Annotated in this window: 16 protein-coding genes and 1 pseudogene; 13 read left to right on the forward strand and 4 right to left on the reverse strand. The window is 69.3% G+C overall.

Annotated features, from left to right (window positions below; genetic code table 11):
- Window positions 1–116: 116 nt before the first annotated feature.
- The 13 genes from CCO03_RS10600 to tolA all read left to right on the forward strand — a co-directional run bounded on the left by CCO03_RS10600 (window position 117) and on the right by tolA (window position 12,686).
- Window positions 117–2,114 (forward strand): PEP/pyruvate-binding domain-containing protein, encoded by a 1,998-nt coding sequence (locus tag CCO03_RS10600; RefSeq protein ID WP_087280873.1) that lies wholly within the window; start codon window positions 117–119, stop codon window positions 2,112–2,114.
- A 93-nt stretch (window positions 2,115–2,207) separates the two neighbouring features.
- Complete coding sequence (gene prmC / locus CCO03_RS10605; RefSeq protein WP_087284545.1) at window positions 2,208–3,170, forward strand: peptide chain release factor N(5)-glutamine methyltransferase; 963 nt, start codon at window positions 2,208–2,210, stop codon at window positions 3,168–3,170.
- 261 nt (window positions 3,171–3,431) lie between these two features.
- On the forward strand, window positions 3,432–4,307 hold the full coding sequence (locus tag CCO03_RS10610; RefSeq protein ID WP_087280875.1) for a gamma-glutamyl-gamma-aminobutyrate hydrolase family protein: 876 nt from the start codon (window positions 3,432–3,434) through the stop codon (window positions 4,305–4,307).
- Between the two features lie 109 nt (window positions 4,308–4,416).
- Window positions 4,417–5,067 (forward strand): riboflavin synthase, encoded by a 651-nt coding sequence (locus CCO03_RS10615; protein WP_087280877.1) that lies wholly within the window; start codon window positions 4,417–4,419, stop codon window positions 5,065–5,067.
- A 112-nt stretch (window positions 5,068–5,179) separates the two neighbouring features.
- Complete coding sequence (gene ribBA, locus CCO03_RS10620) at window positions 5,180–6,304, forward strand: bifunctional 3,4-dihydroxy-2-butanone-4-phosphate synthase/GTP cyclohydrolase II (protein ID WP_087280880.1); 1,125 nt, start codon at window positions 5,180–5,182, stop codon at window positions 6,302–6,304.
- A 110-nt stretch (window positions 6,305–6,414) separates the two neighbouring features.
- A complete protein-coding gene (gene ribH / locus CCO03_RS10625) occupies window positions 6,415–6,915 on the forward strand; it encodes a 6,7-dimethyl-8-ribityllumazine synthase (protein WP_087280882.1) in 501 nt (166 codons plus the stop codon).
- Complete coding sequence (gene nusB, locus CCO03_RS10630) at window positions 6,912–7,505, forward strand: transcription antitermination factor NusB (RefSeq protein WP_087280884.1); 594 nt, start codon at window positions 6,912–6,914, stop codon at window positions 7,503–7,505. Before ribH ends, nusB begins: the two co-directional genes overlap by 4 nt.
- 54 nt (window positions 7,506–7,559) lie before the next feature.
- The gene (locus CCO03_RS10635) at window positions 7,560–8,348 is read left to right on the forward strand and encodes a DUF1963 domain-containing protein (protein ID WP_087280886.1); all 789 of its coding nucleotides are present in this window, start codon (window positions 7,560–7,562) and stop codon (window positions 8,346–8,348) included.
- A gap of 158 nt (window positions 8,349–8,506) precedes the next feature.
- Window positions 8,507–9,697 carry a pyridoxal phosphate-dependent aminotransferase gene (locus CCO03_RS10640; protein WP_418236017.1) on the forward strand — a complete coding sequence of 397 codons (1,191 nt, stop codon included), beginning with the start codon at window positions 8,507–8,509 and terminating at the stop codon, window positions 9,695–9,697.
- A 7-nt stretch (window positions 9,698–9,704) separates the two neighbouring features.
- The gene (locus CCO03_RS10645; RefSeq protein WP_087280888.1) at window positions 9,705–10,169 is read left to right on the forward strand and encodes a YbgC/FadM family acyl-CoA thioesterase; all 465 of its coding nucleotides are present in this window, start codon (window positions 9,705–9,707) and stop codon (window positions 10,167–10,169) included.
- A complete protein-coding gene (tolQ, locus tag CCO03_RS10650; RefSeq protein WP_087280890.1) occupies window positions 10,166–10,873 on the forward strand; it encodes a protein TolQ in 708 nt (235 codons plus the stop codon). Before CCO03_RS10645 ends, tolQ begins: the two co-directional genes overlap by 4 nt.
- A gap of 49 nt (window positions 10,874–10,922) precedes the next feature.
- Window positions 10,923–11,321: an ExbD/TolR family protein gene (locus tag CCO03_RS10655; protein WP_236903773.1), complete on the forward strand. Its 399-nt coding sequence runs from the start codon at window positions 10,923–10,925 to the stop codon at window positions 11,319–11,321.
- A 93-nt stretch (window positions 11,322–11,414) separates the two neighbouring features.
- Entirely contained in the window at window positions 11,415–12,686 is a 1,272-nt protein-coding gene (gene tolA / locus CCO03_RS10660) for a cell envelope integrity protein TolA (protein WP_087280895.1), read from the forward strand.
- A 407-nt stretch (window positions 12,687–13,093) separates the two neighbouring features.
- Here tolA and CCO03_RS10665 read toward each other — a convergent pair.
- The 4 genes and pseudogenes from CCO03_RS10665 to CCO03_RS10680 form a co-directional block, all read right to left on the reverse strand.
- Window positions 13,094–13,638 (reverse strand): annotated as a pseudogene (locus tag CCO03_RS10665) (P-loop nucleotide/nucleoside kinase family protein).
- Window positions 13,639–13,804: 166 nt separating this feature from the next.
- A complete protein-coding gene (locus CCO03_RS10670; protein ID WP_087280897.1) occupies window positions 13,805–16,366 on the reverse strand; it encodes a penicillin-binding protein 1A in 2,562 nt (853 codons plus the stop codon).
- Between the two features lie 234 nt (window positions 16,367–16,600).
- Window positions 16,601–17,233, reverse strand: a complete 633-nt coding sequence (locus CCO03_RS10675) for a DUF924 family protein (RefSeq protein ID WP_087284549.1) — start codon at window positions 17,231–17,233, stop codon at window positions 16,601–16,603.
- A gap of 519 nt (window positions 17,234–17,752) precedes the next feature.
- The gene (locus tag CCO03_RS10680; RefSeq protein ID WP_087280899.1) at window positions 17,753–18,880 is read right to left on the reverse strand and encodes an acyl-CoA dehydrogenase family protein; all 1,128 of its coding nucleotides are present in this window, start codon (window positions 18,878–18,880) and stop codon (window positions 17,753–17,755) included.
- Window positions 18,881–18,901 lie beyond the last annotated feature (21 nt).

Below are 18,901 nucleotides of genomic sequence, written 5' to 3' on the forward strand. Positions count from 1 at the left end.
CAAGTCGGCAATCATCCTGAAGACGCCCAGTCGGGCTGGGCATCCCCGACCACCCCCATTGCCCGCGGTATGCTCGCCCCCTCGTTCAAGGGTGAACGGATTCCCCTCCATACCGCATGCCGATCCAACCCGCCGCGCTGCTGGTGGCCGCGCTGAGCCTGGCCTGCCCCAGCGCCTCGGCCCAACTGGCCCGCAAGCCCTCCGCCTACGACGGCGCGCCCATGCCCGCCGCAACCTCGTCCTCGTCGGCGAATGGCACCGTGCGCCCCACGCATGCCTTGCGCCTGAGCAGCCGCGCCGAGTTCGACCGCCTGGCCCGCGTGTACGGGGCAGGCACACCGCTCGCGCAGCCCCATGTGCTCTTCGTCATCGACCAGGGCGGCGCGCCCGGCGCGGCGCCCCGCGTGCTGTTCGTCGACACCCCGCGGTTTCAGCTGCACGAGCGCTTCCTGCGCGAAACGGGCCTGTTGCGGGGCGGCAAGGCCGCGCTCAACCGCAACTACCGCGCCGCCGACCGCCGCTTCATCCTGGGCACGCTGAGCTGGCAGCCGCAGGTTCAGGGCTTCGTCTACGAGTTCTGGGAAGGCGACCAGCTCACGCCGCAGCTGCTGCGCACCACCGCCACGCAGCTGGGCCGCCACTTTTTCGCCCCGCTGCGGTTCAAGGCCAACGCCACGCGGCACGAGCAGGTGGCCCACGACGCGGGTCTGGCCGCCGTCACCCAGGCGCAGCTGATCGGCCAGCAGGGCTACCTGCCCTTGAACACCGGCCAGGCCGTGGGCCGGCTGCGCCTGGTCGACCGCGTGGACCAGGCCCGCGACCTGGGGCCGCAGGACATCGTGGTGCTGCGCGAGGTGCCGCTGGCCCTGCCGCCCGTGGCCGGCGTGATCACCGAGCGCCCGTCCACCCTGCTCTCGCACGTCAACCTGCTGGCCAAGGGCTGGGGCATTCCCAACGCCTACGTGCACGCGGCCAGCGCGCAGCTGCGCGCCCTGGACGGCCAGTGGGTGCACCTCAGCGTGGGCGACCACGCGCACACGGTGCGCGCCGCCACGCCGGCCGAACGCGAGCAGGCCAGCCGGCGCCCGGCGGTGACCGCATCCCACGCCAGCCGCACCCGCCCGAGCGCGGTGCTTGACCTGCGGTCCACCGCCATCCGGCCGCTGGCCACGCTGCGCCGCGCCGACAGCCGGCAATGCGGGGCCAAGGCCGCCAACCTGGGTGAGGTGCGCGCGGCCCGCATCGCCGGCACCGCGGTGCCCGACGGGTTTTGCATCCCGTTTGGCGCCTATGAGCGCGCCATGCAGGCGTTCGGCCTGCCGCAGCGCGTGGCGCGCATGGCGCAGCAACCCGGCTTTGCCACCGATGCCGGCGTGCGCCGCCAGGCGCTGGCCGGCTTGCGCGCGCAGATCGAGGCCATGCCCGTGGACGCCGCCCTGGTGCGCGACTGGCAATCGCGCTGGGCCACGCAGCTGCGCGGCGCGGGCGTGTTCGTGCGCAGCTCGTCCAGCTCGGAAGACCTGGCGCACTTCAGTGGCGCGGGCCTGTACACCACCGTCCCCCATGTGCGCGGCGAGGCCGCCTTGACCGACGCGGTGCGCAAGGTCTGGGCCTCGGTGTTCAATTTCGAGGCCTGGGAAGCCCGCCAGGCTGCCGGCCTGGCGCCCGGCGACGTGGTGATGGCCGTGCTGGTGCAGACCGCCGTGGACGCCCAGGCCTCGGGCGTGCTGGTCACGCGCGACCCCGTCGGCCGCACGCCGCACGCCACCTTCATCGCCGCCAAGCGCGGCCTGGGCATCCGCGTGGTCGAAGGCCAACGGGTGGCCGAGCAGGTGCTGTACGTCGGGCGCAGCGGCGCCGTGCAGCTGCTGAGCCAGTCCGGCGAAGCCACCCGCTTGCAACTGGCCCCGGGCGGCGGCCTGCGCGAGGTGCCGCTCACCGGCGAGCGCCGCGTGCTCAGCGATGCGCGCGTCAAACGCCTGGCCAGCGTGGGCCAGGCCATCGAACGCCGCTTTGGCGGCCAAGCGCAAGACATCGAGTGGGCGCTGACCGACGACGACCAGCAGGTGCTGCTGCTGCAAACCCGGCCCTTCGTGGCCGCTCCGCATCGCTGAGTGGTGCCACACCGACTTGAGCAGTATGAAGCAGCACCCGATTCAACAGCAACGAGAGCAGATGCATACCCCAAACACCTGGATGACTTGACCATGACCCCGCTCCTTGACGTCGCCCACGCCCTGGCGCAGGCCAGCCAGATCGGCCTGGCGCGGGTGGACGCCCAGATGCTGCTGTTGCACGTCATGGGCCAGCCCACGCATGCGCGTGCCTGGCTCATCACGCACGACGACACCCCCTTGAGCCCCGACCAGGCCGAGCACTGGCAACGGCTGTGCGCCGCGCGCCTGCAAGGCCAACCGGTGGCCTACCTCGTCGGCCACAAGGCGTTTCATGGCCTGCAGCTGCAGGTCGATGCGCGCGTGCTGGACCCCCGGCCCGACACCGAGGTCCTGGTCGACTGGGCGCTTGACGTGCTGCGCACCCGGCCCGGCCGGCCGGCGCCCCGCGTGCTCGACCTGGGCACGGGCAGCGGGGCCATCGCCCTGGCCATTGCGCATGCGATGGCCCCGGCGAGCACCCCCAGCACTGAACCTTTTGCGGCCCGTGCGCCTGACGCGCCGCGCGCCGCCCCTGGGCCGCTGGACGTCGAGGTCACCGCCGTGGACGCCAGCGCCGAGGCCCTCGCCGTGGCGCGCGCCAACGCCGAGCGCCTGGGCCTGCCGGTGCGGCTGTTGCATGGCAGCTGGTACGACGCCCTGGGGGACAGGCACGCCGGCGCCGAAGCGGCGGCCAAGCCACCTACCCCGGCACGTTTCGACTGCATCGTGAGCAACCCGCCCTACATCCGCGAGGACGATGTGCACCTGCCCGCGTTGCGCCACGAGCCGCGCCAGGCCCTCACCAGCGGCGCAGACGGCTTGGACGACATCCGCACCATCGTGGCGGGCGCGCCGGCGTGGCTCGCCCGCGGCGGCTGGCTGCTGCTGGAGCACGGCTGGGACCAGCACGAGGCGGTGCAGGCCCTGCTGCGGGCCGCGGGCTTCGTCGACGTGCAATCGCGCCACGACCTGGCGGACATCCCGCGTTGCACTGGCGGCCGCTGGCCGGGTTGACGCACCGGACGGGCGATTCAGGCCCGCACGCCGCGCGGGCGCCTGGACCCGCGCATTGGCGCCGCCGCAACACCGCGAGTGCAACGAGTTGTTCCCATTTCTTTCAGTATCCTTGCTTTTCCGATTCAGGAACTCAGCTGCGTGAGGAATACTCCACACCGTGAAGCCGCCAGACCGGTGCGCCGCCCTTGTGTCGGCCGCGCCTTTGGCTTTGAATGGCCCTGTTACACCTCGTCGCCCTGAATCCGCCCGCCGCCCGCCATGTCACGTCCTGCCTCGCAACGCCTGAAGATCGGCCTCTCGGCCTGCTTTCAACACGCCGACCCGGAGCGCCCCCTGTTCAAGGGCAAGACGCTTCAATACGTGGAGCAGTCGATCGCGCACTGGCTGATGTCCGCCGGCGCCATGGTGGTGATGGTGCCCTGCCCCACGGGTGAAACCGCGCGCGGCGACGTGTCGCTGGCCCACTACGCCGACTGGCTGGACGGCGTCGTCATGCACGGCGGGGCCGACGTGTGGCCCGGCAGCTATGGCGAGGAGCCGCTGCAGGCGGCCTGGATGGGCGACCGCGTGCGCGACCTGTACGACCTGGCCGTGGTCGAAGCCTTCGCCCAGGCCGGCAAGCCCATCTTCGGCGTCTGCCGCGGGCTTCAGCTCATCAACGTGGCGTTTGGCGGCACGCTGTACCAGGACATCAGCACCCAGGTGCCCGGCGCCCTGGTGCACCGCAACGCCGAGACCTATGACCACCACTTCCACGACATCGACCTGGTGCGCGGCTCGCACCTGTCGCTGCTGTACCCGGGTGTGGCGCGGGCACGCGTCAACAGCATCCACCACCAGGGCATCAAGCAGGTGGCGCCCGACTTTTCGGTGGAGGCCTGGAGCGTGCCCGATCAGATTCCCGAAGCGATCCGGCGCCGCTTCATCCGTGGCCAGGCCTTCATCGCCGCCACCCAGTGGCACCCCGAGTTCGGCTCCATCAGCGAACCCACCCTGGACCCCAACCCCATCCTGCGCGACTTCCTCAACGCCTGCGAACGGGCCAAGAACCGCCCGCTGCGTGGTCACTCGCCGTTCCGCATCCGCGACCGCGCCGCACGGCTGCTGCGCCACGCCCTGCTGCGTCGGCGCTGACCATCGCTTGCCGTGGCGGCCACGGCACCCGACGACGCCGCATGGTCGGCGCATGGTCGGCGCGCCGCGTGACCGAATTTCGGCACCACATCTGCGAGAATCGCGGCCTATGTTCACAGGCATCATCACCGCAGTGGGGCGCATCACCGCCGTCCATGACCTCGGCGCCAGCGCGGCGCATGGCAAACGCCTCACCATCGAGACGCCGCCGGACTACCTCGCCGACGTGGGGCTGGGCGACAGCATCGCCCTCAACGGCGCCTGCATGACGGTGACCAGCTTCGACGCCGACCAAGCCCGGTTCACGGTCGACATCTCCCTCGAGTCGCTGTCGCGCACCACGGGGCTGGACCAGCCCGGTGCCGTCAACCTCGAAAAAGCACTGCGCGCCAACGACCGCCTGGGCGGCCACATCGTCAGCGGCCACGTGGACGGCATGGGCGAGGTGGCGCACTTCGCGCCGGTGGGCGAAAGCTGGGACCTGCGCATCGTGGCGCCGGTCGCGCTGGCCCGCTTCCTGGCCTACAAGGGCTCCATCGTCGTGAATGGCGCCAGCCTCACGGTGAATGCGGTGCGCGACCTGGACGACGGCTGCGAGGTGCAGATCAACCTCATCCCCCACACCGTGCAGCACACCCAGCTGGGCACCTTGAAGGCCGGCAGCCGCGTGAACCTCGAAATCGACACCGTGGCGCGCTATGTCGAGCGCATGCTGCAGGTGGCCCCCGAACTCGCGCGCCCGGCCGCCCCGCAGGCCTGAGCGTCACCCACCGTCCGCCAGCCGGCCGCCCCCATGCCTTGATCCACCGGGCCTGATGCCTCCCGATGTCGCAAGGCGCGGGCCCGCTTACCTCCTCGTTCCCTGGACCCCCATGAGCACTTCAGCCATCCAACCCGTCGCCATTTCGCCCATCGAAGACATCGTCGCCGAGCTCAAGGCCGGCCGCATGGTGGTGCTGGTGGACGAGGAAGACCGCGAGAACGAAGGCGACTTGATGCTGGCCGCCGACCACGTCACGCCCGAAGCGATCAACTTCATGGCCAAGTTCGGCCGCGGCCTGATCTGCCTCACGCTTTCGGGCGAGCGCTGCGACCAGCTCGGCCTGCTGCCCATGACGGCCAACAACGGCACGCAGTTCTCGACCAATTTCACGGTGTCCATCGAGGCCGCCGAAGGCGTGACCACCGGCATCTCGGCCGCCGACCGCGCGCTCACCATCCAGGTCGCGGTCGATGCCAAGCGCGGCCGCGAAGCCATCGTCCAGCCCGGCCACGTGTTCCCCATCCGCGCCGTGAAGGGCGGCGTGCTGATGCGCGCCGGCCACACCGAAGCCGGTTGCGACCTAGCCGCCATGGCAGGCTGCAGCCCCGCCTCGGTGATCTGCGAAATCATGAAGGAAGACGGCACCATGGCCCGTCTGCCCGACCTGCAGCTGTTCGCGGCCGAGCATGGCCTCAAGATCGGGACCATCGCCTCGCTGATCGAATTCCGCAGCCGCACCGAATCGCTGATCCAGCAGGTCAGCACGCGGCCGCTGACCACGCCGTGGGGCGAGTTCACCGCCCACGCCTACCGCGACACGCCCAGCGGCTCGGTGCACCTGGCGCTGGTCAAGGGCCAATGGCAGCCCGAGCAGGACGTGCCCGTGCGCGTGCACGAACCGTTGTCGGTGCTCGACGCGCTCGAGGTCAACCGCGCCATGCATTCGTGGGGCCTGGACACCAGCCTGCAGCACATCGCCCGGCATGGCTTCGGCGTGGCTGTGCTGCTGAACTGCGGCGAATCGGGCGAACAGCTGCTGGCCCAGTTCGCCGGCCAGTCGCAGACCGCCCATGCCCCCGCCCGTGGGCGCATGGACCTGCGCACCTACGGCGTGGGCGCCCAGATCCTGCGCGACTGCGGCGTGCAGCGCATGCAGCTCATGGGCACGCCGCGCCGCCTGCCCAGCATGACCGGCTACGGCCTGGAAGTGACGGGCTACATCGCCAAAGAATGAGGGGTATGGCTGGTTTGCCGTTCATTCGATGACGGCGAACTGGGCATACTCCATTTTTATCAGCACACGCCCGCCTGTGACGCGGGCGTGAGACACGACAGGAAACGAGCATGCAAGGTGCAGACAAAGGGCAAGCCGGCCCGCTCAACGGCAGTGGCATGCGCATCGGCATCGTGCAGGCGCGCTTCAACGAAGGCGTGACCGGCACACTGGCCGACAGCTGCCTGGCCGAGTTGAACCGCCTGGGCGTCAAGCCCGACGACATCACCCACATCACCGTGCCCGGCGCGCTCGAGGTGCCCCTGGCCCTGCAGGCCATGGCGCACACCGGCCGCTTCGACGCATTGGTGGCACTGGGCTGCATCATCCGCGGCGAGACCTACCACTTCGAGCTGGTTGCCAACGAATCGGGCGCCGGCGTCACCCGCGTGGGCCTGGACCACCACCTGCCCATCGCCAACGCCATCCTCACCACCGAAGACATGGCCCAGGCCGTGGCCCGTCAGGTCGACAAGGGCCGCGACGCGGCGCAGGTCGTGGTCGAGATGGTGCAGCACCTGCGCCAATGGCCGGGTGCCGGCCGTGGCACGCGTGCAGGAGAGTCCGCATGAACACCGGCAACCCCACCACGCCGCCCGAGAGTCCCGACGAACCCCTGGACGCCCTGGCCCGCGCCATCGCGGCTGGCGAAGCCCAGGCCGTGCCCCAGCCCGACGGGCGCAAGACCAAGGCCGCGGGCGATGGCCTGCGCAAGGCCGCCACCAAGTCGGCCCGCACGCGCGCCCGCGAGTTCGCCGTGCAGGCGCTGTACCAGCACCTCGTGGGTGCCGACGACGTGGCCGGCATCGACACCTTCACCCGTGACCTGAGCGGCTTCAACAAGGCCGATGCCGCCCACTTCGACGCGTTGCTGCATGGCTGCACCGACGAGTCGGCCGACCTCGACGCCCTCATCGCGCCCCACCTGGACCGTCCCCTGGGCGAGATCTCGCCCGTCGAGCGCGCCGTGATGTGGATTGGCGCCTACGAAATGCTGCATTGCCTGGACGTACCGTGGCGCGTGGTCATCAACGAGTGCGTGGAGCTGGCCAAGTCCTTCGGTGGCACCGATGGCCACAAGTACGTGAACGGCGTGCTCAACACCATCGCCCCCAAGGTGCGCCAGGCCGAGGTCGACAACGACCGCAACCGCCGCGCCTGATCCCCGGCCACGCTGAACCCGTCGCCACCGAACGCCGTCACCGACAAGCGCAGCATGAGCCAGCAAGAAGACGAGACGAACCTGGACCCGCACCTGAGCTTCAGCCCCGGTTTTCTGGCTGCCTCGCCCGAGCTGACCGCCTGGCGCGCCGCCAACACGCGCCCTTGCTGCGTGCTGCAGGTGGGCGGCTTTCGTCCCGGTGGCGAGCCCACCGCCTCGCACCTCGGCCTGAGCCCGGTGATGCGTGCCGACGAGGACTGGCCCGTCGACCTGGCTGGCCAGCCCATGCAGTTCATCGCGCAGCTGAACGTGGCCCAGGCGCCCTGGCGCCCGGCCGCCTTGCAGGACTTGGCGCTGCTGCAGCTGTTCGTGGGCGAGCAGTTCATCGAAAGCGGCTCGGAAGCCGGCACCTACGCCATACGCACCTACCCCAGCCTGGAGGGCCTGGCAGCGCGCGAGCAACCGCCGTTTCGCGAACGCGCCTGGATCGCGCAGGGTGTCGAGGCGCGCTGGCAGGCGCCGCAGGACGATCACCCCTGCTACGACGACGGCGACATGGTCTTGCCCGAGGGCCTGGCGACGTTTCCCGACGAAGCCCACGGCGAATGCCGCAGTGGCACCAAGATTGGCGGTTACGCGACCAGCCTGCAGCACGAGGTGCAGTTCTATCGGTACGAGCTCAATGCCGACGGCGAGTGGTGCAGCTCGCCCCTGGAGCCCCGGTACGTGCTGCAGATCGACAGCGACGGCCAGGCCGGCCTCAACTGGGTCGATGGCGGCATCGTCTACCTGGGCCGGCACCCGCAAACCGGCGTCTGGTCGGCTTGCTGCCAGTTTCACTGAGCGGCCGCGTTGCATGCCCATCTGAGCGGCTGATGACCCAACACCGCTTGCTCAAGGTGTATCAAGAGGTAGTCGTGTGAAAATCGACGGCATTCGCCCCATACCCCATCGTGGCCCGCACCTGAAGGCCTTGCGGTTTCTGTTCACCATTTGACCCCATGTCCCTGACCCTCGCCCGCCGCGCCCAGCGCATCGAACCGTTCTACGTCATGGAGATGGCCAAGCGTGCCGCCGAGGTGGCGCGCGCCTCGGCCGGTGGCGATGCCCCCATGATTTACCTGAACATCGGCGAGCCGGACTTCACCGCGCCGCCGCTGGTGCAGGAAGCGGCCGAGCGCGCCATTCGCGCCGGCCGCACGCAGTACACCCAGGCGCCCGGCCTGCCCGAGCTGCGCGAGCGCATCAGCGCCTGGTATGCGCAGCGCTTTGGCGTGCAGGTGCCCGCGCGCCGCATCGTGGTCACCGCCGGCGCCTCGGCCGCGCTGCAGCTGGCCTGCCTGGCGCTGATCGACGCGGGCGACGAGGTGCTGATGCCCGACCCCAGCTACCCCTGCAACCGCCAGTTCGTGGCGGCGGCCGACGGCGTACCGGTGATGATTCCGGCCACGGCGGCCGAACGTTTTCAGCTCAGCGCCGACAAGGTTGAAGCCGCCTGGGGCCCGCGCACGCGCGGCGTGATGCTGGCCTCGCCCAGCAACCCCACGGGCACCTCCATCGCGCCCGACGAGCTGCGCCGCATCCACGACGTGGTGCGCGCCCGGAACGGCGTGACCTTCGTCGACGAGATCTACCTCGGCCTGTCCCACGACCCGCGCTACGGCCAGACGGCGCTGGCGCTGGACGAGAACGTCATCAGCATCAACAGCTTCAGCAAGTACTTCTGCATGACGGGCTGGCGCCTGGGCTGGCTGGTGGTGCCCGAATCCCTGGTGAACGCCGTCGAGATGCTGGCCCAGCACCTGTTCATCTGCGCCAGCACGGTGTCGCAGTTCGCGGCCCTGGCCTGCTTCGAGCCCGACAGCCTGGCCGAGTACGAACGCCGCCGCGCCGAGTTCAAGGCCCGGCGCGACTTCTTCGTGCCCGCACTCGAAGCCGCCGGCCTGCACGTGCCGGTGCAGCCCGATGGCGCCTTCTACGCCTGGGCCGACTGCACGGCTGCCGCGCGCAAGCTGGGGGTCAGTGGCAGCTGGGACTTTGCCGAAGCCGTGATGCAGCGGGCCCACCTGGCCATCACGCCAGGGCGCGATTTCGGCCAGCACGAAACCGCGCAGTACATCCGTTTCTCGACGGCCAGTTCGATGGCGCAGCTGCATACCGCTGCCGACCGCCTGAAAGCCCTGCTGGCCTGACCCCGACATGACGCCGTCCACCGCTTCATCCGCCGCGTCCACCACCTTGCAGGCCTTGTTCACCCTGCCCGTGCGCATCTACTGGGAAGACACAGACGCGGGCGGCATCGTCTACCACGCCAACTACCTGAAGTTCTTCGAACGCGCCCGCACCGAATGGCTGCGCGCGCGCGGCATTCACCAGCAACACCTGCGCGATGCGCTGGGTGGCGGCTTCGTCGTGTCGGACATGCAGATCCGCTTCATCCGGCCAGCGCGCCTGGACGATGAACTTTTGGCGACCTGCCAGCTCGAAAGCGCGGGGCAGGCATCGCTCGTGGTGCGCCAGCGGCTGATTCGGGCCGCCGATGCGCCGTCACCCGAGCAAGCACCCGCGCTGTGCGAAGCCACGGCACGCGTGGGCTGGGTCGATCTCCAACGCATGCGGCCCGGCCGCCTGCCTGCACAACTTCTCGAGCAGCTTCAACCATGAACCAAGACTTGTCCATCGTCACCCTGTTGTTGCACGCCAGCTTTGTCGTGCAGCTGGTCGTGCTTTTGCTGGTGGTGATCTCCGTCGCCAGCTGGGCCGCCATCTTCCGCAAGTTCGGCTCGCTCAAACGCGTGCACAGCCTCAACGACGAGTTCGAGCGGGAGTTCTGGTCGGGCACCAGCCTGAACGAGCTGTACGCCTCGGCCACGCAGAACGCCAAGAGCGCAGGCCCCATGGAGCACATCTTCGCCAGCGGCATGCGCGAATACCAGAAGCTGCGCGAGCGCCGCATCACCGACCCCAGCACGCTGCTCGACGGCGCCCGCCGCGCCATGCGCGCAAGCTACCAGCGCGAGATGGACACCGCCGAGTCCGGCCTGTCGCTGCTGGCCTCGGCCGGCTCGGTCAGTCCCTACGTGGGCCTGTTCGGCACCGTGTGGGGCATCATGCACGCCTTCACCGGCCTGGGCGCCATGGAGCAGGTGACGCTGGCCACCGTGGCCCCCGGCATCGCCGAGGCGCTGGTGGCCACGGCCATCGGCCTGTTCGCCGCCATCCCGGCCGTGGTGGCCTACAACCGCTTTGCACGCCAGATCGACCGCCTGGCCATCAAGCAGGAGAGCTTCATGGAAGAGTTCTCCAACATCCTGCAGCGCAACCTGGGCGTGCACGCCCAGCCTGCATCGTCGGCCTCGGGCCACTGAGGAGCCGCACATGCCAGGCGTCAGCTCTCGCGGCCGTGGCCGCCGCGCCATGAACGAAATCAACATGGTGCCCTTCATCGACGTGATGCTGGTGCTGCTCATCATCTTCATGGTGACGGCGCCCATGATCACCACCGGCACCATCAACGTGCCGCGTGCCGGCAAGTCGGCCAAGCCGCCCGAGCAGCGCATGGAGGTCGAGATGACCGCCGACGGCAAGCTCAACCTGCGCACCATCGAGAACAACAAGGTGGACGCCGAGGAAAGCCTGGAAGGCATCTCGCAAGCGCAGCTGCTGGCCCAGATCAAAGACGCCATCGACGCCACGCCCGGACTGCCCGTGGCCCTGGCCGCCGACAAGGACATGAAGTACGACGAGGTGATGAAGCTCATGGGCGAGCTGCAGCAGCTGGGCGTCGAACGCGTGGGCCTCACCGTCAAGAAGTGAGCCCTCATCGGGCGGTATCCAACCCCGCTCGATACCCCACCAACGGCAACCGACCTTACTGGCATCCAACCTCCGCAAGCCCCGCACCTCACAATGACCGACTTCGACGCCGATCGCGATCCCTTTGCACCGAATCCGCCACAGGGCACAGGCAAGGCCGTGGGGCTGGCGCTGCTTGTGCACCTGGTCTTGATCGGCGCCCTCACGTGGGGCGTGCATTGGCGCCGCGAGGCGACCCCGGAAGCCATCGAGGCCGAGCTGTGGAGCCCGCAGGTGCAGCGTGCCGACAGCGGCGCGCGCACGCCCCCTCCACCGGCACCGCCGCCTGCCCCGGCGCCCGAACCTGCGCCGCCGCCGGCCCCAGCGCCCGAGCCACCGCCTCCCCCGCCGCCACCTGCACCGCGTACCGATGCCGCCGCCGAGCGCGCCGCGGCGGCCGCTGCTGCAGCGGCGGCTGAAGCCAAGGCCGAGCGCGACGCCGAAATCGCCCTGGCCCAGCGCAAGAAACGCGAAGCCGAGGCCCGCAAACGCGAAGAAGCCGAGAAGAAGGCCGAACAGCGCAAACAAGACGAGGCCGAACGCAAGAAGCGTGAAGCCGACGAGCGCAAGCGCGAGCAAGCCGAACAGCGCAAAAAGGATGAGGCCGAGAAAAAGGCCGAGCAGCGCAAGAAGGACGAGGCCGAACGCAAGAAACGCGAAGCCGACGAGCGCAAGCGCGAGGAAGCCGAGCAGCGCAAAAAGGATGAGGCCGAGAAAAAGGCCGAACAGCGCAAGAAGGACGAGGCCGAGCGCAAGAAACGCGAAGCCGAGGAACGCAAGCGCGAAGAGGCCGAGCAGCGCAAAAAGGACGAGGCTGAGAAAAAGGCCAAAGCCGCGGCGGATGCCAAGGCCAAGGCCGCCGCCGAGGCCAAGGCGAAAGCCGACGCGAAAGCCAAGGCCGACAAGGAAAAAGCCGACAAGGCGAAGGCAGACGCCGCCAAGGCCGAAGCCGCTGCGCGCAAGGCCACCATGGACCGCATGATGGGCCTGGCCGGCAAGGAGAACAGCGGCAGCGGATCCGGCAAGACCGCGGGCAAGGCCACCGCCGACAAGGATGCCGGCCCGTCGGCCGGCTACTCGGCTAAGGTGGCCGCCACCGTGCGGCCGCACATCATCTTCAACGAGAACATCGGCAACCCCACGGCCATCGTCGAGGTGCGCACCGGCGCCGATGGCAGCATCACGAGCCGACGCATCAAGAAGTCGAGCGGCAGCGCCGCCTACGACAAGGCCGTGCTCAACGCGCTGGACAAGGCCGACAAGCTGCCGTCAGACAACGGCCGCTACCACAACCCGCTGGACATCCACTTCCGGCCCAAGGATTGATGAAGGCAGTATGCCACCGTGGTCGTTCATTCATGAACGGCAATGACGGCATACTGCCATCAAATCTTTTCAGCAATGCGCTGCTTCGCGGTGAACATCCCCTCGATGTGGACCGCCGTCATCCTGACGTGCCGCGATGACGGAGCTGGGCGCCTGGCGCGTGAGCGGGCATCACCCATGACGCCGTGCAGGCCTTATGCGCTGGCCACACGCCCTCGCCCGGGTGGTGCAGCCAAGCCATGACTTGCTCATGGTTTGGCTCTACTCGACCCCAGGCGCAGCGGGTTCAATGATCCACCCGGCGCCAGCGTTCACGGCAAACAGCAAGCGGCGTCACCACAACTCACGCGCAGCGTTCAACCGGGTGAACAGCCTGCGGCGCACCGCGGGGATTGCGCTCCGCCTATTCACCGACCGTGCACGACGACGTGAAAGCCCTCCTCGTCGGCGGGCGGCGTGAAGTGCTGCGTGATGGCGTCGAACTCGGCGTCGCTGGTCTGAAACGGGTGTTCGCCCGCGGCGTTGCGGGCGCGCAAGCGCGCCTTGCAGACCTCGTCGCTCACGTCGAGGTGATGCAGCACATGCGGCGCAGACGCGGCCTTGAACAGGCCGCGCATCCAGGCGCGGGAGGCGGGCGTGTTGGCCGGAAAGTCCAGCACCACCGAGGTCCCTGCCTGCAGCACGGCCACCAGGTGATCGGCCAGCGCGGCCCGCAGCCGACCGGTGCACCGCATGTAGTCCGCGATGGCCTTCACCTCGCCCGGGTACAGGCGCGAGAGCCACACGTCCTCGCTGACCAGCACGGTGGCGGTTGGCTGGCGAGCCGCTGCATCAGCGTGGACTTGCCGGCGGCGATCTTGCCGCAGACCAGGTACAGCGTGCCGGGCAGACGCGGCGCGGCGTCGGCGCTCGCCGAAGCCGACGGGGCCGAGGATGGAGTCAAAGGGGTCATGGGCATCTCCAGGTGGGTTGAGGACCCCTGGACATGGACAACCCACCTCCAGGGTGGGTTGTCTGGCTTCACGCTGCAAGCGAACCGCTATCCCACCATGTCTGGGGGGATGCGAATGCTGGAAAGCAGGTGCAGCGTCGCCATGGCCATCAGTGTAGCGAGGGCCTCAGGGCCGCGTGCCCAGCGGTGGCAGCTCGCGCACGGTGGCGGCCGGTGTGCTGTCGGGCACCTGGCTGGCATCGCTGAACTCGGGCGGCAAGGGGTCGTTGACCACCGGGGCGCCCCGCCCCGCCCCGCCGCTGCCGGAATCGATCACGGGTGGCGCAAAACCGCCGTTGTTCAACGGCGTGCCCACGGGCGTGCCGGTGCCCGGCGGCGGTGGCGTGGTCTGCACGGGCGGCCCGGGTGGCAGCGGCGTGGGCGAAGCCACAGGCGGCGGCGCCATGCCGGGCGCTCCGTTCATGCCGGCCGAGGATTCGCCCGAGGCAGGCCCCTGCCAAGGCTGGGTGTCGGTCACCACGGGGGCCGGATCGGCCGGTGGGCGCTGCGCCGCCGGGGTGGAATCGGGCACGTCCTCACTGCCTTTCCCCTCGCCCCGTTGCTTGCCGAACAGCTCGGCCAGCCAGTCGGCAATGCCACCGCCGCCCTGGCCGGTCGGGAAGTCGAGTTTGGCGTCCAGCAAACCGGCGCCCTGGGCCCTGGCCATCAGGTCGCCCACGGCTGGCAAGGCGCTTTGCGCGCCCTGCCCCCAGCGGTCGCTGCGCAGGGTGATGCGCTGGTCGTTGAAGCCGGCCCAGGCCCCCACCACCATCTGCGGCTGCATGAGGATGAACCAGCCGTCGGCGTTGCCCTGGGTGGTGCCGGTCTTGCCCGCCAGCTTGCCGCGCAGGCCCCACTGGCTGCGGATGGCGCGCCCCGTGCCCTTGTCGATCACGCCGCGCATCATGTCGACCAGCTCGCTGTTCAGCGCCGGGTTCCAGGCCTGGTCCGGCTTGGCCGTGGCGAACTCGGCCAGCACCTCGCCGTCACGGGTCGCGATGCGCGTGACGGCCATCATGGCCTGGTACTGGCCGGCATTGGCCAGCGTGGCGTAGGCCTGCACCATCTCCTGCAGCGACACCGGGCTGGTGCCCAGCGACAGCGCGGGCACCGGGTCCAGCTCGCTTTCGCGCACGCCCAGCGCACGCGCCAGGCTGGCCACGCGTTCCGGGCCGACCCGGTTCATCACCTGCGCGGTGATGGTGTTCTTGGAATAGGCCAGACCGTCGGCCAGCGTCATGGTCTGGCCGGTGGGGCCGCCGGCATCACGCGGCTGCCAGACACGCCCGCCCGACAGCGGAATCGTCACCGCTTCGTCAACGAAGGTGTCGCCGGGCTTCAGGCCTTCCTGCAGCGCTGCGCCGTACACAAAGGGCTTGAAGGTGGAACCCGGTTGGCGCCGGGCGGCGGCCACGTGGTCGAAGGCATCGTCCACATAGCCGCGGCTGCCCACCCAGGCCAGCACGTGGCCGTTGCGGGGGTCCTGCGCATACAGGCCCAGCTGGATGCGGGTCTTGTCGGTCTTGAGCTGGCGCATGAACGCCGCGTCGTGCGTGAGGCGGGCCAGGGCCGCCTCGGCGTCTTCGCCCTCGGCCTTGGCCTTGGCGAAGGCCTCGGATTCGCGCACCAGGCCTTGCACCAGATCACCGTCGACGTCCCACGCCTTGGCCCAGTTCTGGTCGGCGATGGTCTGCAGGCGCTTGCCCTGGCGCGCCACGGCCTGGTTGGCCCAGGTCTGCAGGCGCGAGTCCAGCGTGGTGTGGATGACCAGGCCATCGGCGTACAGGTCGTAGTCGTTCGCGTCGGCCCAGTTGATCAGCCATTGGCGCAGCTGCTGCGCGAAGTGCGGCGCCGGGCCCATCAGCTCGGGCTGACGCTCGAAGTCGAGCTTGAGCGGCCGCTTGGCCAGCTTGTCGTACTCGGGCTGCGCCAGCTTGTCGCGCTTGACCATCTGGCCCAGCACGGTGTTGCGGCGGTTGGTGGCGCGCTCGGGGTTCAGCACCGGGTTGTAGTAGGCCGTGCCCTTGAGCATGCCCACCAGCGTGGCCGATTCGAGCAGGCTGAGCTTGCTGGCGGGCTTGTCGAAGTAGGTGCGCGCTGCCATCTCGATGCCGTAGGCGTTGTAGAGGAAGGGCACCGTGTTCAGGTAGGTCTCCAGGATCTCGTCCTTGGAATACACCGCCTCGATCTTGAAGGCCGTGATGGCCTCTTTCAGCTTGCGGTGGATGGAGCGGCTGCGGCCGATTTCCTTGGGGTAGAGGTTGCGTGCCAGCTGCTGCGTGAGCGTAGAGCCGCCCTGCGGCCGGCCCATCAGCGTCCAGATCACCGAGCCGGCCGTGCGGCGCAGGTCCATGCCATGGTGGTCGTAAAAGCGGTGGTCCTCGGTGGCGATCAGGGCGTTCACCACATGGGGCGAGACCTCATCGAGCTTGACCCAGACCCGGTTGGAGCGCTTGTACTCCGTCAGCAGCTTGCCGTCGGCGAACAGCACCTTGGCCGGCACCTCGACCTTGGCGTTGCGCAGGTCGTGGATGCTGGGTGTCAGCGGAATCAGCACCAGGATGTAGAGCACCAGGGCGGCCAGCGCCGCCAGCATGGCCAGAACCAGGGCGCGCAGCCAGCGGCGGCGGCGCGGCGCCTGGGGATCCACCGGGGGCCACAGGCGCTTGAGGGCAGCAGAAAAAGTCATGTTGGAGGTGAGCGCGTGCTGGCATCAACAGCCCGAAAAACAAGCGCGCATGGTGCCACAGCGGCGCCGCATTCTGTTGCGATTTGCAAGGTGCATGAAGTCCAGGGGTATGACCCAGTCTTCGATACTCATGCAATAAGAAATGAGCCGTACTCCCCAACCTGTCTTGCACCTGTGTGCGCCCATGTCGCCGATGCGCCCCATGCCACGCCAGTGCGAACGGTCTGCGCCCGCCTAGAAACCCGCGCCCGGCTGGGCCAGGTAGGCCTGCTCGGCCGGTGTGGAGGCGCGCCCCAGGATGGCGTTGCGGTGCGGAAAGCGCCCGAACTCGGCGATGACGGCGCGGTGCCGCAGCGCATAGTCGTGCGTCATGTCCAGAAAGCCCTGCGACGCCGCATCGCCTTGCCGCGTGAGCTGCGCGAAAGCCGCCACGGCAGCGTCCTGGCACGCCAGGTCTTCGGCATGCTCCAGTGGCAGGTAGAAAAAGATGCGCGCCACGGGTGGCACGCGCGAGTCACCGCCCTGCGCGATCGCCAGCTTGGCCAGCGCCAGGGCCTTGGCGTCGCCCGCAAAGCTGTCGGGCGTGCCGCGCCCGATGTTGCGCGTGAACTGGTCGAGCAGGATGAGCAGGGCCAGCGTGCCCTCGGGCGACTGCGCCCAGGCGTCCAGCTCACCGGCCTTGGCCTGGTTCACGAGGTCGGCGAACTGGTGGCGGATCTCGGCGTCCACCGCATCGGATTGGGTGAACCAGAGCTGGCGCTTGTCCAGCGCCGAGGCATCGCGCAGCGGCACGTCCCCCAACCAGAATTGCAGCACGGACAAGGCCCCTGCGGGCAGGCTGGAGGGATCGGTCAACTGCAACGGCATCGTTTCCATGGGATGTGGCAAAGGGTCGGACAAGCGCGCAGTCTGCCACGCGCCAGGCGCCGTCCGCAGGGGATGGATGGCTTCACCCCGCCGGCCTCGGGTCGGCGTTGACTGTCCGCCTGGTCAGCAGCCAACGGCGCCACCGGGACGGTTCAGCCATGCCGGTGGGCACGGCCCGCTCGCCGCCCTCATCCACCACGCCGCCGGCAACGTCGTCAGCCGTGAACGGCCTCCGCGCTGTGCCGGGCATCGTGTTCCGCGGCACGTTGAAAGAACGCGGCGCTTCACCATCGCTCACGCGACCTCCGCCGTCTGCGGCAGCCACCGTGCGCCGGCGGGCCATCCCGGGCGAGTCCCACGGTCGTCAGGCATCGCGTTCAGTTGAGCCCATGAGAATGGGGTATACATCCACTGCCATTGAATTTAAATCGGCAACAGGCGTATACCCCATTGAATGGTTGCCAGGCGCTGGCAACGGCCGGGCAGCCCAAGGGGCTGGCCCTTGCCGCGGGCTGATGCTCAGTAGCCCTTGAGCTGGGCCATGCGGTCCAGCATCTGGTGCGCGTCGCCAAACAAGGCCTGCAATGCGCGGGCGCGCTTGAGGAACAGGCCGAAGTCCAGCTCGTCGGTCATGCCCATGCCGCCGTGCATCTGCACGCCTTCCAGCGCAGCGCGGTTGGTCGACAGGCTGGCGCGGGCCTTGGCCTGCGCCACGCGCAGCGGCGCGTCGGCGGCCTGCTCGTCCACGGCCTGCAGGCCTGACCAGACCATGGCGCGCGACAGCTCCAGGTCGCAGTACAGCTCGGCCGCGCGGTGCTGCAGGGCCTGGAACTCACCGATCAGCTTGCCGAACTGCTTGCGCTGCTTGAGGTACTCCAGCGTGCGGGCAAAGACCTCGTCGCCGACGCCGACCAGCTCGGCCGCGGTCATCAAACGCCCCACGTCCAGCACGCTGGCCAGCAGCTGGGCCCCGGCCTGACCGCTGGCAATCACGCCATCGGCGGCCACGGCCACGTTCTGCAGTTGCACACGGGCGGTCAGGTGCGCGTCCAGCATCGCCACGCGCTCGGTCTGCACGCCTTGCGCATCGCGGGCCACCCACAGCCAGACCACGCTGTTGGCGTCGTCGGCATCGCGCGCGGCCACCAGCAGCGCCTCAGCGGCGTGGCCGTCGATGACCAGCTGCTTGTGGCCCGTCACCACGTAGCCATCGCCCTGCTTCTTCGCCACGGTGGTCAGCGCGGCGCCTGGACGGGCGGCTTCGTCGATGGCCACGGCCAGCACCGTGTCAGCCGCCGCAATGCGGGGCAGCCACTGCGCCTTCAGGGCCTGGTTTTGACCCTTGTTCAGCACCCAGGCCGCCAGCACGGCGGTGGACAGGTAAGGCAGCGGCGCCAGCGTGTGGCCCAGTTGCTCGGCCACCAGGGCCGCATCGCGCAGCTGCAGGCCCAGGCCGCCCTGGGCCTCGGGCACCAGCATGCCGGCGTAGCCCAGGTCGGCGAAGGTCTTCCAGGCCTCGGGGCTGTAGCCCAGGGCGTCGCCGGTGTCGCGCAGCTTGCGCAGCACGGCAATCGGTTGTTGCTCGGTCACGAAGCTGCGCGCGCTGTCGCGCAGCATGGTTTGGGATTCGTCCAGATTCCAGCTCATGGTGTCTCCTTGTCGGGCAGG

Origin of the sequence: Comamonas serinivorans, from assembly GCF_002158865.1 — a bacterium.
GTDB lineage: Bacteria > Pseudomonadota > Gammaproteobacteria > Burkholderiales > Burkholderiaceae_C > Comamonas_E > Comamonas_E serinivorans.

Bases quoted from the DNA above. Each gene is read 5' to 3' on its own strand.
- CCO03_RS10600 (WP_087280873.1), top strand. From the start codon at position 117: ATGCCGATCCAACCCGCCGCGCTGCTGGTGGCCGCGCTGAGCCTGGCC.
- prmC (WP_087284545.1), top strand. From the start codon at position 2,208: ATGACCCCGCTCCTTGACGTCGCCCACGCCCTGGCGCAGGCCAGCCAG.
- CCO03_RS10610 (WP_087280875.1), top strand. From the start codon at position 3,432: ATGTCACGTCCTGCCTCGCAACGCCTGAAGATCGGCCTCTCGGCCTGC.
- CCO03_RS10615 (WP_087280877.1), top strand. From the start codon at position 4,417: ATGTTCACAGGCATCATCACCGCAGTGGGGCGCATCACCGCCGTCCAT.
- ribBA (WP_087280880.1), top strand. From the start codon at position 5,180: ATGAGCACTTCAGCCATCCAACCCGTCGCCATTTCGCCCATCGAAGAC.
- ribH (WP_087280882.1), top strand. From the start codon at position 6,415: ATGCAAGGTGCAGACAAAGGGCAAGCCGGCCCGCTCAACGGCAGTGGC.
- nusB (WP_087280884.1), top strand. From the start codon at position 6,912: ATGAACACCGGCAACCCCACCACGCCGCCCGAGAGTCCCGACGAACCC.
- CCO03_RS10635 (WP_087280886.1), top strand. From the start codon at position 7,560: ATGAGCCAGCAAGAAGACGAGACGAACCTGGACCCGCACCTGAGCTTC.
- CCO03_RS10640 (WP_418236017.1), top strand. From the start codon at position 8,507: ATGTCCCTGACCCTCGCCCGCCGCGCCCAGCGCATCGAACCGTTCTAC.
- CCO03_RS10645 (WP_087280888.1), top strand. From the start codon at position 9,705: ATGACGCCGTCCACCGCTTCATCCGCCGCGTCCACCACCTTGCAGGCC.
- tolQ (WP_087280890.1), top strand. From the start codon at position 10,166: ATGAACCAAGACTTGTCCATCGTCACCCTGTTGTTGCACGCCAGCTTT.
- CCO03_RS10655 (WP_236903773.1), top strand. From the start codon at position 10,923: ATGAACGAAATCAACATGGTGCCCTTCATCGACGTGATGCTGGTGCTG.
- tolA (WP_087280895.1), top strand. From the start codon at position 11,415: ATGACCGACTTCGACGCCGATCGCGATCCCTTTGCACCGAATCCGCCA.
- CCO03_RS10670 (WP_087280897.1), bottom strand. From the start codon at position 16,366: ATGACTTTTTCTGCTGCCCTCAAGCGCCTGTGGCCCCCGGTGGATCCC.
- CCO03_RS10675 (WP_087284549.1), bottom strand. From the start codon at position 17,233: ATGCCGTTGCAGTTGACCGATCCCTCCAGCCTGCCCGCAGGGGCCTTG.
- CCO03_RS10680 (WP_087280899.1), bottom strand. From the start codon at position 18,880: ATGAGCTGGAATCTGGACGAATCCCAAACCATGCTGCGCGACAGCGCG.